This is a genomic window from Polaribacter sp. SA4-10, assembly GCF_002163835.1.
In the GTDB taxonomy this organism is placed as follows: domain Bacteria; phylum Bacteroidota; class Bacteroidia; order Flavobacteriales; family Flavobacteriaceae; genus Polaribacter.
On record NZ_CP019331.1, the window covers coordinates 1,417,535 to 1,431,077 of the forward strand.

Annotated in this window: 14 protein-coding genes; 2 read left to right on the plus strand and 12 right to left on the minus strand. The window is 29.4% G+C overall.

Annotation, left to right across the window (positions count from 1 at the left end; genetic code table 11):
- The 10 genes from BTO04_RS06245 to BTO04_RS06290 all read right to left on the minus strand — a co-directional run bounded on the left by BTO04_RS06245 (position 1) and on the right by BTO04_RS06290 (position 8,018).
- On the minus strand, positions 1–1,038 hold the full coding sequence (locus tag BTO04_RS06245; protein WP_087563682.1) for an o-succinylbenzoate synthase: 1,038 nt from the start codon (positions 1,036–1,038) through the stop codon (positions 1–3).
- A gap of 12 nt (positions 1,039–1,050) precedes the next feature.
- Positions 1,051–1,563 carry an SRPBCC family protein gene (locus tag BTO04_RS06250; RefSeq protein ID WP_087563683.1) on the minus strand — a complete coding sequence of 171 codons (513 nt, stop codon included), beginning with the start codon at positions 1,561–1,563 and terminating at the stop codon, positions 1,051–1,053.
- 9 nt (positions 1,564–1,572) lie between these two features.
- Complete coding sequence (gene menA / locus BTO04_RS06255) at positions 1,573–2,499, minus strand: 1,4-dihydroxy-2-naphthoate octaprenyltransferase (protein ID WP_087563684.1); 927 nt, start codon at positions 2,497–2,499, stop codon at positions 1,573–1,575.
- 11 nt (positions 2,500–2,510) lie between these two features.
- Positions 2,511–2,843: a hypothetical protein gene (locus BTO04_RS06260; protein ID WP_087563685.1), complete on the minus strand. Its 333-nt coding sequence runs from the start codon at positions 2,841–2,843 to the stop codon at positions 2,511–2,513.
- A 36-nt stretch (positions 2,844–2,879) separates the two neighbouring features.
- A complete protein-coding gene (locus BTO04_RS06265; protein WP_087563686.1) occupies positions 2,880–3,098 on the minus strand; it encodes a hypothetical protein in 219 nt (72 codons plus the stop codon).
- Between the two features lie 236 nt (positions 3,099–3,334).
- Positions 3,335–3,715, minus strand: coding sequence for an SPOR domain-containing protein (locus tag BTO04_RS06270; protein ID WP_087563687.1), 381 nt, complete (start codon positions 3,713–3,715; stop codon positions 3,335–3,337).
- 2 nt (positions 3,716–3,717) lie between these two features.
- The gene (locus BTO04_RS06275) at positions 3,718–4,497 is read right to left on the minus strand and encodes a (Fe-S)-binding protein (protein ID WP_087563688.1); all 780 of its coding nucleotides are present in this window, start codon (positions 4,495–4,497) and stop codon (positions 3,718–3,720) included.
- Positions 4,498–4,576: 79 nt separating this feature from the next.
- Entirely contained in the window at positions 4,577–5,893 is a 1,317-nt protein-coding gene (locus BTO04_RS06280) for a (Fe-S)-binding protein (RefSeq protein WP_087563689.1), read from the minus strand.
- Between the two features lie 19 nt (positions 5,894–5,912).
- On the minus strand, positions 5,913–6,878 hold the full coding sequence (locus BTO04_RS06285) for an MlaD family protein (protein ID WP_087563690.1): 966 nt from the start codon (positions 6,876–6,878) through the stop codon (positions 5,913–5,915).
- 54 nt (positions 6,879–6,932) lie between these two features.
- Positions 6,933–8,018 carry an N-acetylmuramoyl-L-alanine amidase gene (locus tag BTO04_RS06290; protein ID WP_087563691.1) on the minus strand — a complete coding sequence of 362 codons (1,086 nt, stop codon included), beginning with the start codon at positions 8,016–8,018 and terminating at the stop codon, positions 6,933–6,935.
- 218 nt (positions 8,019–8,236) lie between these two features.
- Here BTO04_RS06290 and BTO04_RS06295 point away from each other — a divergent pair, with 218 nt between their 5' ends.
- Positions 8,237–10,792, plus strand: a complete 2,556-nt coding sequence (locus BTO04_RS06295; protein ID WP_087565346.1) for a putative LPS assembly protein LptD — start codon at positions 8,237–8,239, stop codon at positions 10,790–10,792.
- 72 nt (positions 10,793–10,864) lie between these two features.
- Positions 10,865–11,248, plus strand: a complete 384-nt coding sequence (locus tag BTO04_RS06300; protein ID WP_087563692.1) for a RidA family protein — start codon at positions 10,865–10,867, stop codon at positions 11,246–11,248.
- 93 nt (positions 11,249–11,341) lie between these two features.
- On the opposite strand, the gene gap is transcribed toward BTO04_RS06300, so the two are convergent.
- Complete coding sequence (gene gap / locus BTO04_RS06305) at positions 11,342–12,343, minus strand: type I glyceraldehyde-3-phosphate dehydrogenase (protein WP_087563693.1); 1,002 nt, start codon at positions 12,341–12,343, stop codon at positions 11,342–11,344.
- 24 nt (positions 12,344–12,367) lie between these two features.
- A complete protein-coding gene (pfkA, locus tag BTO04_RS06310) occupies positions 12,368–13,351 on the minus strand; it encodes a 6-phosphofructokinase (protein WP_087563694.1) in 984 nt (327 codons plus the stop codon).
- Positions 13,352–13,543: the final 192 nt, after the last annotated feature.

Here is a 13,543-nt window from a genome sequence, read left to right on the forward strand (position 1 = left end):
CTATAAATTAAAATTCCATTTTTCGGGATTATTATATTGTAAAGTCCCATTATTAACCTCTAAAGGGCTTTCAAAATTATTAGTAAATAAGCCACCAGTTCCTAAACCTTGTGGCATTTTACTTTGCAAAGTAAAAGTAAATTGTGCAATTGCATTTAAACCAACATTACTTTCTAAAGCAGAAGTTATCCACCAACCACAATTATTTTTCTCTGCTAAATTAATCCATTCTTTGCTTCCAGAAAAACCACCAATTAAACTTGGTTTTAGAATAATATATTGTGGTTTTATGGTTGCTAATAATTGCTTTTTTTCTTCGGATGAAAACACACCAATCAATTCTTCATCCAATGCAATAGGCAATGGTGTTTTTAAACACAGTGCTGCCATTTCCTGCAACTGACCTTGTTTTATGGGTTGTTCTATGGAGTGGATCCCTAACAAAGATAATTGCTCTAATTTCTTTAGTGCATCTTGTGGTTTAAATGCACCGTTTGCATCTACTCTTAATTCAATTTCATTAGATGAGAACTCTTTTCTTATTGATTTTAGCAAAGCAATTTCTTGATCAAAATTAATGGCTCCAATTTTCATTTTAATACAAGAAAAACCATGCGCTAACTTCTCTTTTATTTGTTTTTTCATAAAAGAGGAATCTCCCATCCAAACTAAACCATTAATAGGAATTGATTCTTTTCCTTGTGTAAATTCTGAAGGGAATAATTCAAAGGAAGTTTTACTTTTTAGGGATAAGAAAGCTTGTTCTAATCCAAATTGTATTGAGGGGAAGTCTATGAGTTCTTTTAATAAAAAACATAATCCTAAATCAATGTTTTTACAAACCCAATTAAGTTTTTCTTCATAATTAGGAACATCATCTATACTTAAACCAATAAATAAGCCTGTTTCTCCTATACCAATTTTATTCTTTTCTTCTAAAATAATAAACCAAGTTTCTTTCGTTTTTAAAACGCCACGTGAAGTGCCACTTGGGTTTTTAAAATTGAGGATGTATTTTTTATAAGAAGCTTTTATCAAACTAAAAATTTATTATTTTTCTACAAATGCTTTAAAATTATTCAAATACGTTTGGTCTTGTTTTTTAAAAGTTCCTTTAAAATAAGGAAAAACACACGCCATAATAAAAGAATCACTTTTACAAGATGCACTTAATTTAATCGTAGTTATACCCTCTTTTTCCGTAAAGGTATAATCATCTTTCTTTAACATATTTTCAGCATCAAAAAATAATGTTACTTTCTCATTAGGCACATAAGCCATTACTTTCTCAGTCATTGTAATTTCTTGACCTTGATTTTGGACTGCAATCTTATAAATGCTTCCTATTATACCAGGAGTAATCTTTACAACTTCAAAAGAGATCACTTCTGGAATCCATTTTTTAATATTTTCTATATTATTAAAGGTTTTAAAAACCTCATTTATTGGCTTATTTATTGCTATTTGAGCTTCGTAATTGGTTTCTTTTATGAGAAGACCAGTAACAAGAAAAACGACAACAAACGCAGTAATAATACCTAAAATTATTTTTATTGTTTTCATAAATTATATTTAAAGGATTTGTCCTATTCCAAAAAAAACGGCAAACAAAAATGTACTCAATGCTACTTTCTTTAACTCACTATCTAATTCAGAAAAAATAATGTTCTTTGCTACAACAATCATATTTTTAAATAAAGGAATAAATGCAATTAAATAAATAAATTGAATTGGTGATTTATAATGTAATACTGAATAAAGAAGTGCAAATATTAACGCAAAAATAATTAATAAAAAGTGATATACTTTTGCTTTTTGACTTCCCAATTTCACCACTAATGTATTCTTGCTGTTTTTTTTATCTTCAATTTGATCTCTCATATTGTTCAAATTTAATACCGCAACACTTAATAAACCAATTGAAAACCCTGGAAGAAAAATAGTAACGTGAATATATTTTGTATATAAAAAATAACTTCCAACAACGCTCAATAAACCAAAGAATAGAAATACAAAAACATCACCAAAACCACTATAACCATAAGCAGAATTACCAACTGTATATTTTATAGCTGCTGCAATTGAAGCAATTCCTAAGAGGAAAAACAAAACTGAATACCCAAAATCTTCTTTACCAAAAGCTGTATAAATTAAAAATAAAGCAACAATTAATGTAATAACTGTAGTTACAATCATTGCAAATTTCATTTGTTTTGGAGTAATTGCTCCAGAAGAAACCATTCTTGCTTCACCTTGTCTATTTTTATCTGAACCTTTTATTCCATCTCCATAATCATTTGCAAAATTTGATAATACTTGAAAACCAATTGTTGTTAAAATTGCTAACCAAAAAATTGGCGAGAATAATAAAGTAGCCTTTTGATTTATTAAAGAATTATCATAAAAGACCTGATTCCCTAAAAAACTACCTACAATAATACCAGAAACCGATAAAGGTAAAGTTCTTAAACGTGCTGCTTTTATGTAGTTTTTAAGCATAAAATTATTTGTTAATCTTTAATAAACTCTTCCTCATTACTTAACCTTAATGCTTCTTTAATGCCAATTCTTTCTTTATCTCTATAATAAGGAACTAAAAAAACATCTTTTAATCCTATTTTTTTAATTTCCTCTTTAAAACTTGTTGTCTTTTTATATCTTGTAAAAGCACCTATTTGATATGCGTTTCCTTTTTCTGTTAGAACCTCTCTAAAATTAGTGTTTTCATTATTATTAAATTCTACATCTAGATTCTTAAAAACACCCAATTGTATTGTATATAAAACCTCCGCTTTATTTATATTAGAAACTAATGGAGTTAATTTTTGAATACTATCTAACAAACCAGTTGCTTTTCTTCTGCTTTATTGAGAGCTGAATTAGTTTTTTTCATAATTAAAATACAAAAACACAAACAACCCTACAAGTAGTATTGCTGCTATAATAAGAAGAATTATGTTTCTCTTATTTTGCTTTTCTATTTTTGTTGATTTCATTTTTAAATCTATAAAACCTGCTTGTAGATTTTCTTTTTCTACTTTTAGGCTATCTAGTTCTGAATATAATTCTCCTAAATCTTGTTCTTTTATTACTGGCATATATATAGACTATAAATGATTTACTTCTGTAATTAATTGCAATATCTTTAACTTGTTTTTCTTTGAGTTATACTCCAAAAGTGATGTTTGTAATATAATAAGGAAAACTAGTTGTGTTAATAATTGGTTTGGTTTCTAAAAAACTGCCCGTAATTTCCAGAAACAAGTAAAGGTAAAGTTATTAAACACGCTACTTTTATGTAGTTTTTTATCATTTTAGAATAAAACATTAATTATTATAAAGCCTCATTAATTTTGATTGGTTCTCCATTTTTTATCGCCTGCACAAAAGCATCTGGATAATTAGTTAAAATGGATTTTCTAAATTCTTTAGCTTCATTATAAGTTGTAAATGCTCCAAATCTGTATTTTATTAAATTTCCTTCATTATAAATTTTAATATTTTCTATTTTATTAAATGAAGAGTTTTTGTTTAATAAAGCTGCTACTTGAACTGTAAAAATAAGTTCAGAGATTTTTTTTGTTTCAATTACAGCTTCTTTAATTGAATCTTTTAAAATAGAATTCACATCCTTAACCGTTTTATTTTTAATCTCTTTTTTTTCACAAGAAAAGAACAACAAGCCAAAAACAAGTACTATTAAATATTTTTTCATAATTATAAATTATTAGCTTCTGCAATTAATTCTGCAATATCTTTTACTAGAACCTCAGCTTCTTTTTCTTTGAATTTAATTCCGTCTGTCATCATTGTATTACAATAAGGACAGCCCGTTGCAATAATTTGAGGTTTGGTTTCTAAGGCTTCTTCTGTTCTTAAAACATTAATTTCTTTATCTCCTTTTTCAGCATCTTTAAACATTTGCGCTCCTCCTGCTCCACAACATAAAGCTGTAGATTTGTTACGCTTCATTTCTGTTAAATTAACACCAAGTCTTTTAATTAAATTTCTTGGAGACTCATACACTTCATTTGCTCTTCCTAAATAACAAGGGTCATGAAATGTTACTCTCTTACCTTTTAATGTAGTATTATCAATTTTTAAACGCCCTTCAGAAATTAAATTTTGAAGAAATTGTGTGTGATGAAAAACTTCATATTTACCACCTAAACTTGGATATTCATTTTTTAAAGTATTAAATGAATGTGGATCACAAGTAACAATTTTCTTTACTTCATAACCATTTAAAACTTCAATATTCATCATTGCTTGCATCTGAAACAAAAACTCATTTCCTGCTCTTTTTGCTGCATCTCCAGTAGATGATTCTTCTGTTCCTAAAACTGCGAAATCTACATTAGCTTGATGAAGAATTTTTACAAATGCTCTTGATATTTTTTTTGCTCTATCATCATAACTTCCTGCTGCCCCAACCCAAAACAACACTTCTGGTTGTTTTCCTTGAGCCATCATATCTGCCATTGTTGGTACGTTCATATCTTTAGTTTTGAGTGTTAAATTTTGAGTGTTTAGTTATTTAAACTAATAATTAAAAACTTAAAATTAAAAATTAATCTTACTCTTCATTTGCCCAGTTTAACCTGTCTTGTTGGTTGTATTGCCAAGGAGCACCATTGTTTTCGATGTTTGTCATCATCATATTTAATTCTTGTGGCGCTGCACTTTCTTCCATAACTAAATACCTTCTCATATCCATAATAATTGACAGTGGATCTATATTTACAGGACATTCTTCAACACAAGCATTACAGCTTGTACACGCCCAAAGTTCTTCTGGTGAAATATAATCGTTTAATAATTGTTTTCCATCATCTTTAAATGTTCCTCCATTTGCATCTATATTCTTCCCAACTTCTTCCAAACGATCTCTTGTATCCATCATAATTTTACGAGGAGACAACTCTTTACCAGTAAGGTTTGCAGGGCAAGCAGAAGTACAACGTCCACACTCTGTACACGTATAAGCGTTTAATAATTGAACCCAATTTAAATCAGCAACATCTGAAGCGCCAAATTTTTCTGGTACCGTTTCTTCTGCTCCTTCTTCTGGCATTGCATAAGGATCTGCATCTGGATCCATCATTAATTTAACTTCGTTTGTTACCGATTCTAAATTTGTAAACTGTCCTTTAGGGTTTAGGTTCGCAAAATAGGTGTTTGGGAAAGCTAATAAAATATGTAAATGCTTTGAATAGTATAAATAATTTAAGAAAACTAAAATCCCTAAAATATGAATCCACCAAGTAGTTCTTTCTATAGTATGAATTGCTTCTGGAGAAAAACTATTAAATAGCGGTGTAAGAAATTGACTTATTGGATTTCCAACTCCTGCTTGTTGAAATGAAATATCTGTTGCATTCATTATTAAAAACAAAGACATTAAAACCATTTCAAAATAAAGAATGTTATTTCCATCATTTTTTGGCCAACCTTTCATTTCTTTACTTAAGAAACGTTTAATATTTGCAATATTTCTTCTTAACCAGAAAACAGTTACTGCTACAAAAACTAGCGTTGCTAAAATTTCAAAAGTTGCAATTAAGAAGCCATAAAAACCATCACCTAAAAAGCCTTGAAATATTCTGTGAGTTCCAAACAATCCATCAATAATAATTTCTAAAACTTCTATATTTATAATAACAAAACCTACATAAACAATAATATGTAAAAACCCTGAGAGTGGTCTTCTTACCATTTTAGATTGCCCTAAAGCAATCTTTATCATATTTTTTAGTCTTTCTGGTTTCTTATCTGTTCTATTAACATCTTTACCTAATTTGATGTTTCTAAACAATTTGCGAATATTCATCACAAAAAAACCAATTCCCACAATAAGTGCTAAGGCAAAAAACATGTTTGGTAAATACTGCATATTAGTGTTTTATAAATTATTATTGACTTGTCTCATTCTTTTCATTCTTCTTTGGATCATAAGGTTTTGCCCTTTTTCCAAATAAAGAAAAATGCACAAATCTTTTAGGATTCAATTTCATTTCTCTTAACAACAATTCTAATTCTTTAGAAACATTTGTTAAATTATCATACATCGCATTATCATTTACAAATTTACCTAAAGAACCTTTTCCTTTATCAATACCATCTAAAATAGTATTTACTGAATTTAATGTAATTTCTGATTTTCTAATAACTCCACCGATATTAGAATTTGCTAATGTATCTGAAACTTTAGCTAAGTTTTCAGTAATATATCTAGTATTTCTAATAGTTTCTTTTAAATCTACAGCTGTAGAATCTAAAATACCACTTGCAGTATGTACGCTTTTTTTAATATCAAACAATGTATACTCTAATGTTTTTACAGATGTTTTTAAACTTTTTTGAGTTTTTAAGTCTAGTACATTATTGATGTTCTTAAATAATGAATCTGCACTAACAATTACACGCTCTAATTTTTCTTGAAGTGGATCTAGCTTCTCTCCAATTGATGTAAATAAACTAGATTCTATTTCGCCCTTAAGTAGATCTCCAGAAACAGCAGTTTCCCCTTCATAATCAGGTATAATCGCTAAATTAGAACCTCCTAAAGGGCTTGGCGAATATATTTTAACAACACTGTTTTTAGAGAACTGAAAATCATTATCCATAGAAAAACTAACAACTAAATGACCTTTTTTATCATTTTCTTTATTAAATTTAATTTTATCTACTTTACCAACCTTTAATCCATTTATTGTAACCAAGCTAGCCTTACTTAAACCACCAATATTACTATACTCAACTTTAAATTGACGTGAATTTGGGTCTAACAAGTTTTTACCTTTTAGAAAATTATACCCCCATACAAAAATAGCAATAATTAATACCGCAACAATTCCTGTTTTTAATTCTTTAGACATGAATAAAAATTTAACAACAAAATTACTAATAATTATTGGGAGAAGCCACCAAAATTACTGCATTTTAATAGCCTCCTGAACAGAGATTTTTTCTCCATTTTTAAAAGCAACCATAAAAGCTGTTTTATAACCTTTATTTTTAGCCTGTTTTAAAGATTGTTTTGCTGTATTATATTTAGAAGTTACACCATAATAATACTTGTAAAAAGACCCTATTTTAACTCTTTGTACATTTTTTAATCCTTTAAAGTTATAAGGTTTAGTTGGAATCTTATTTTTTCCTGATGCAATTTGTGTTTTATATTCAATACTATTTGCAATCTCTATAGTAGTATCTACAGTATTCAGTTTTAAATTACTAATATAATTTAGAACAGCATCTGAAATAGCATTTCCCATTTGGTCCTGCCCTTTTTTAGAATTCAAGAATCTTCCTTCTTTCTTATTCGTTAGAAAGCCTAATTCTACCAAAACACTTGGCATAATCGTTTCTCTTAAAACCTGAAAATTATCTTGTTTTACTTTTCTATTGTTTCTATTTAATTTGAAAGCAAAATTATTCTGAATTAAACTTGCAATTGCCAAACTTTTATCTAAATTTTCTTCTTGTAAAAGAGACAAACCTATAACTGACTCAGCAGAATTTGGGTCAAACCCTTTATACCTTTCTATATAGTTGTCTTCTAAAAGGATTACTGCATTTTCTCTTTTTGCGATTTCAAGGTTCTTTTTATTACCACGTAAACCAAGAACAAAAGTTCCTGCCCCAAAAGCACTCGTTGTATGAGAATCACAATGTATAGAAACAAATAAATCTGCTTTAGCATGATTTGCAATATCTCCTCTTTTCCATAAATCTATAAAAACATCTTTATTTCTTGTATAAATAACTTTTACATCTTTATTCTTAGCTAATTTATTACCAACAGCTAAAGCTACTTTTAATGCAATATTTTTCTCTTTATAATTATTCCCTAAATTCCCAGGGTCTTTACCTCCATGACCTGCATCTATAACAACTGTGTACCTTTTCTGTGCAAAAAAAGAGGAAGAAGAACTCGTCAAAAAAAAGAACAAGCAGAAAAAAACAGCTATATTTTTTGTTTTGATATTAAATTTGTGGTTTTGTTGGAAATGCATCAATAAAATTTAACTAATTTTGGTATCTTAAATTTGGTGCTTCAAATATTGAACCATATTTTTACTTTTATACAAAAATAGCATTTATAGCATTGCAAACAAACCTATCATACATACTTTTATTTTTCTGTTTCTTTTTTATAGAAATAGGTTTTACGCAAGATATAAAACCTCTAAAAAAAACAGTAATAGCTTTAGGTATTAAGGACACTGTTTTTATGCAAAAAAAAGATTCTTTATTCAAGATGAAAAAGGATTCTTTGGCGAAAAAGAAAACGGATACAATTGCTTTAGACTCTATTAAACCACAAGAAAGTATAGAAGATATTATTTTGCATGTAGCAAAAGACTACACGATACAAAACGCTAAAGAAAAAACAGTTACACTATATAACGAAGCCAGTATTGTATATACTGATATTGATTTAAAAGCCGGAATTATAATTATTGATTATAAAAAAAACACACTTTTTGCTAAAGGAATAAAAGATAGTACAGGTTATACTCAACGACCAATTTTTAAACAAGGCAGTGAAGAGTCTGAACAGGATTCTATGATCTATAACTTTAAAAGTAAACGTGCTTTAATTTATGGCCTAAAAACCAAACAAGGTGAAATGTTTACCTATGGAGAAAAGACAAAACGTGTTAATGATTCTACTATTTTTATCAGAAAAATACGTTTTACAACTTCTGAGAAAGATAATCCCGATTATTATATCACTACAGATAAGGCAAAACTAGTTCCAGGAAAAAAAATTATAGTAGGTGTAAGTAATTTAGTTTTAGCAGATGTTCCTACTCCATTATTTTTACCTTTTGCTTATTTCCCTATGACAGAAACTAGTGTTTCTGGTTTTTTAATTCCTGCTTTTGATACAGGAAGTAGTCGCAGAGGAATTGGTTTTCAAAATGGAGGTTATTATTTTGCAATTAGTGATTATCTGGATTTAACACTACAAGGAGATATCTACTCCAATGGAAGTTGGGGTATTAGAACCTCATCAAAATACAATAAAAGGTATAAGTTTAGTGGTGGCGTTAGTTTTAATTTTGAAAACAACATTAGCGGAATTAGAGGTTTTGATTCCTATAGTAAATCTAACAATTATAATATTAGGTGGTCTCATAGTCAAGATTCTAAAGCCAGTCCCAACTCAAGATTTTCGGCTTCTGTAAACTTAGGTAGTAGTAAGTTTTTTAGAGAATCTTTAAATCAGCAAAATGTTTCTCAGACTCAAACAAATACGTTAAGTTCTTCTGTTAATTATAGTAAAACTTTTGTTGGTACACCTTTTAATATGAGTTTAACAGCAACTCATCAACAAAATACAAATACAGAAAAAATCACCATGACTTTACCTTCTTTAACGGTAAACATGAATAGAATATATCCGTTTACAGGAAAAGGTGGTATTAAGAAAACTCCCCTTCAAAAAATGGGATTTAATTACACATTACAAGGTCAGTATTTAGTTAATACAGATGATGATGAGTTTTTTACAAAAAAAATGTTTGAAACTGCAAGAGCTGGAATGCTACACAGAACAGGAACCAATACCAACATTAAACTCTTTAAGTTTTTTACGTTATCACCAAGTGCTAGTTATGAAGAAACTTGGCAGTTTGATTACATTCAAAAAAAGTATGATGTTACAGACAATGTTGTTGTTACAGATACTTTAAGAGGATTTAAAAGTTACAGAGAATATAATACAGGTATGAGTCTGTCTACTAATATATATGGTACTTTTAATTTTAAAAAAGGAAGATTAAAAGCGATAAGACATACTTTTAGGCCTTCTATTTCTTATTCCTACAGACCCGATTTTAAAGATAAATATATTAAAGAAGTACAACAAAGCACAGACCCTTTAGACTTGGCTGAATATACTGTCTTTGACCAAGGGATTTATGGCACCCCTTCTTCTGGAATAAGTAATTCTATAGGAATTTCACTAAACAATGTTTTAGAAGCCAAGGTTGCTCCTAAAGATCCTGACAGTGATGAAGAGGAGGAAAAAATAACAATTTTAAACAATTTAAATTTTAATAGTTCTTATAATATTGCAGCTGATAGTTTAAGGTGGTCTCCAGTAAGTTTTTCTACAGGAACAAGATTGTTTAAAGATAAATTAGCAGTTAATTTAAGTGGTTCTTTTGACCCTTATCAAGTAAATGAAAGTGGATCTAGAATTAATAAATTTAACCCTAATGTTTTAAGGTTAACAAATGCTAGTTTAACGGCAAATTATTCTATTTCTAGTACTGATTTTGGTGAAGATAAAGACAAAGAAAAAAACAAGAACGGAAATGGGGCGCAAAATAATGTTGATGTAATTGGCGCAGATATAAATCCTACAGATAGATCTGGAGGAAGAAACAATGTTAATTCTAGTAAGGATAATAAAGATAAAAAAGAAGAATTATATAATGCTAAAATACCTTGGTCTGTAAACTTAGCCTATTCTACTAATTATAGAAATAATGGAGTTGATGGTGGTGAAATTGGTATACATAGTCTTATGTTTAGTGGTAATGTAGAATTATCTCCAAAATGGAAAATGGGTTATTCTTCTGGTTATGATATTAAAGATGGCGCATTTACCTTTTCTAGGTTTAATTTTACAAGAGACTTAGATAGTTGGCAATTTAACTTTAACTGGGTTCCTTTTGGAACAAACTCTTCCTACACCTTTTTTATTGGTGTAAAATCTTCTGTTTTAAGTGATTTAAAATGGGACAAAAACAAACCTGCAGATAGATTGTTTTAAATTAGCAGTTAGCAGTTAGCAGTTAGCAGTTAGCAAAAATGAAAAATTTTCAACTTTGAAACTTATAAAAACATGAAAAAAATAATAACAACAAGTAAAGCACCTGCTCCAATAGGGCCTTATAATCAAGCTGTATTAAGTGGGAATACGCTATATACTTCTGGCCAAATTGCTATAAACCCAACAACTGGAGAGTTGGTTTTAGATTCGATCAAAGAAGAAACGAAACAAGTAATGGAGAATTTAAAAGAAGTTTTAGCTGCAGCAGAGATGACTTTTGAAAACGTCATTAAAACATCAATATTTATATCAGACATGAATAACTTTACTGAAATAAATGCAGTTTATGGAACTTATTTTAATGAAGAAACTGCGCCTGCTAGAGAAACAGTTGAGGTAGCTAACTTACCTAAGTTTGTAAATGTTGAAATTAGTGCAATAGCAGTTAAATACTAGGTAATTATTAATAAACAAAATAGTATTTAATAAAAAGTAAAAACCCTGTTAGTTTTAAAACTAGCAGGGTTTTTTATATCTAAATTCTTTATATTATAAAGAAGCAGCGTATTCAATTAAATCAACAATTTTAGTTGAATAACCCATTTCGTTATCATACCAAGAAACAACTTTTACAAAGTTATCATTTAAAGCAATACCTGCATTAGCATCAAAGATAGAAGTACGAGTATCTCCAACAAAATCTTGAGAAACTACCATATCTTCAGTATATCCTAAAACACCTTTCATAGGTCCACTTTCTGAAGCAGCTTTCATAGCAGCACAAATTTCTGCATACGTAGCTGGTTTTTCTAATTTGACTGTTAAATCTACAACAGAAACATCCATTGTAGGAATTCTAAAAGCCATACCAGTTAATTTTCCATTTAAAGCAGGAATTACTTTTCCAACAGCTTTAGCAGCTCCTGTAGAAGAAGGAATAACGTTACCAATAGCAGAACGTCCACCTCTCCAATCTTTCATAGAAGGACCATCAACCGTTTTTTGAGTTGCAGTTGCAGCATGTACAGTTGTCATTAACCCTTCAGAGATTCCCCAGTTATCATTTAATACTTTAGCAATAGGTGATAAACAGTTCGTTGTACAAGATGCGTTAGAGAAAATCTGTTGATCAGCTTTTAATTCTGTATTATTTACACCCATTACAAACATTGGTGTATGATCTTTAGATGGAGCAGATAATACTACTTTTTTAGCACCAGCTTCTAGGTGTTTTCCAGCAGTTTCTTCAGTTAAGAAAAATCCAGTAGATTCAATTACATATTCAGCATCAACTTCATCCCATTTTAAATCTGCGGGGTTTCTTTCTGCTGTAATTCTAATTTCGTTTCCGTTTACAACTAATTTACCGTCTTTTACATCAACAGTTCCATCAAATGTTCCATGAACTGAATCGTACTTTAACATGTACGCTAAATAATCTACATCTAATAAATCATTAATTGCTACTACTTGTACGTCTTTTCTATTCACTGCAGATCTGAAAGCTAATCTTCCAATTCTACCAAATCCATTAATTCCTATTTTAATCATCTTACTAATTTTTATTTAATTACTTTAAGTTGTTATAATATCAGAAATTCTTAAAAGCTCATAGTTAATTGTATGTCCTCCAGAAATTGCTTCCTTTATATCTGTACTAATTATTTCAGTATCTTTTAAACCTACCATTAAATTAGTTTGCCCATCTAATAGTAACTCTACTGCTTTTACTCCTAATCTGCTTGCTAAAACTCTGTCGAAACAAGAAGGGGAACCTCCTCTTTGCATATGACCAAGAATAGAAACTCTTACATCATATTCTGGCAAGTTTTCTTCAACGTATTTAGCTAATTCATATACGTTTTTTCCAGATTTATCACCTTCTGCCACTACAACAATACTTGACGACTTCCCTGCTCTTCTACTTCTTTCTAAAGACTCTAACATTCTATCTAATCCTAAGTCTTCTTCAGGAATTAAGATTTCTTCTGCTCCTGCTCCAACACCTGCATTTAAAGCGATAAAACCAGCATCTCTCCCCATAACCTCAACAAAAAATAATCTATTGTGTGAAGATGCTGTATCTCTAATTTTATCAATTGCTTCAACAGCTGTATTAAGCGCTGTGTCATACCCTAAAGTGTGAGAAGTACCAAAAATATCATTATCAATAGTACCTGGTATTCCAATTACTGGAAAGCCGAATTCTTCATTGAAGATTACTGCTCCTGTAAATGAACCATCACCGCCAATTACAACCATTGCATCTACCTCACGTTCTACTAAGTTATCATAGGCTTTTTGCCTTCCTTCTTTCGTTCTAAATTCAGTTGATCTAGCAGATTTTAATATGGTTCCTCCTTTGTTAATAATGTTATGAACACTTCTTGCATTCAGTTCTATAAGATCGTCTTCAATTAGACCTTCATACCCCCTATATATACCTACACAACTCAAGCTATAATAGGCACAAGACCTAACTACTGCTCTAATTGCGGCATTCATTCCTGGAGCATCTCCTCCAGAAGTCATAACTGCTATTTTTTTTATTTTCTTCATATTTATGATGTAAAATTAATGCTTTAAAATCGTTTAAAATAAAATACTTACGAAATCGTTTTAGAGTAATTCTTATTATTTTGAAATCGAAAAACAGCTCATTTTTAACAAATTTATATAATAGTTAATTAATTTTATGTTAATTTTCTTGAAGCTTAAATTTGACGATGAAGTAGAAAGTAATAAAAAATA

What these genes read in the sequence shown, in the direction of transcription:
- BTO04_RS06250 (WP_087563683.1), bottom strand. Translation starts at nt 1,563, where the DNA reads ATGAAAACAATAAAAATAATTTTAGGTATTATTACTGCGTTTGTTGTC.
- menA (WP_087563684.1), bottom strand. Translation starts at nt 2,499, where the DNA reads ATGCTTAAAAACTACATAAAAGCAGCACGTTTAAGAACTTTACCTTTA.
- BTO04_RS06265 (WP_087563686.1), bottom strand. Translation starts at nt 3,098, where the DNA reads ATGCCAGTAATAAAAGAACAAGATTTAGGAGAATTATATTCAGAACTA.
- BTO04_RS06270 (WP_087563687.1), bottom strand. Translation starts at nt 3,715, where the DNA reads ATGAAAAAATATTTAATAGTACTTGTTTTTGGCTTGTTGTTCTTTTCT.
- BTO04_RS06275 (WP_087563688.1), bottom strand. Translation starts at nt 4,497, where the DNA reads ATGAACGTACCAACAATGGCAGATATGATGGCTCAAGGAAAACAACCA.
- BTO04_RS06280 (WP_087563689.1), bottom strand. Translation starts at nt 5,893, where the DNA reads ATGCAGTATTTACCAAACATGTTTTTTGCCTTAGCACTTATTGTGGGA.
- BTO04_RS06285 (WP_087563690.1), bottom strand. Translation starts at nt 6,878, where the DNA reads ATGTCTAAAGAATTAAAAACAGGAATTGTTGCGGTATTAATTATTGCT.
- BTO04_RS06290 (WP_087563691.1), bottom strand. Translation starts at nt 8,018, where the DNA reads ATGCATTTCCAACAAAACCACAAATTTAATATCAAAACAAAAAATATA.
- BTO04_RS06295 (WP_087565346.1), top strand. Translation starts at nt 8,237, where the DNA reads ATGCAAAAAAAAGATTCTTTATTCAAGATGAAAAAGGATTCTTTGGCG.
- BTO04_RS06300 (WP_087563692.1), top strand. Translation starts at nt 10,865, where the DNA reads ATGAAAAAAATAATAACAACAAGTAAAGCACCTGCTCCAATAGGGCCT.
- gap (WP_087563693.1), bottom strand. Translation starts at nt 12,343, where the DNA reads ATGATTAAAATAGGAATTAATGGATTTGGTAGAATTGGAAGATTAGCT.
- pfkA (WP_087563694.1), bottom strand. Translation starts at nt 13,351, where the DNA reads ATGAAGAAAATAAAAAAAATAGCAGTTATGACTTCTGGAGGAGATGCT.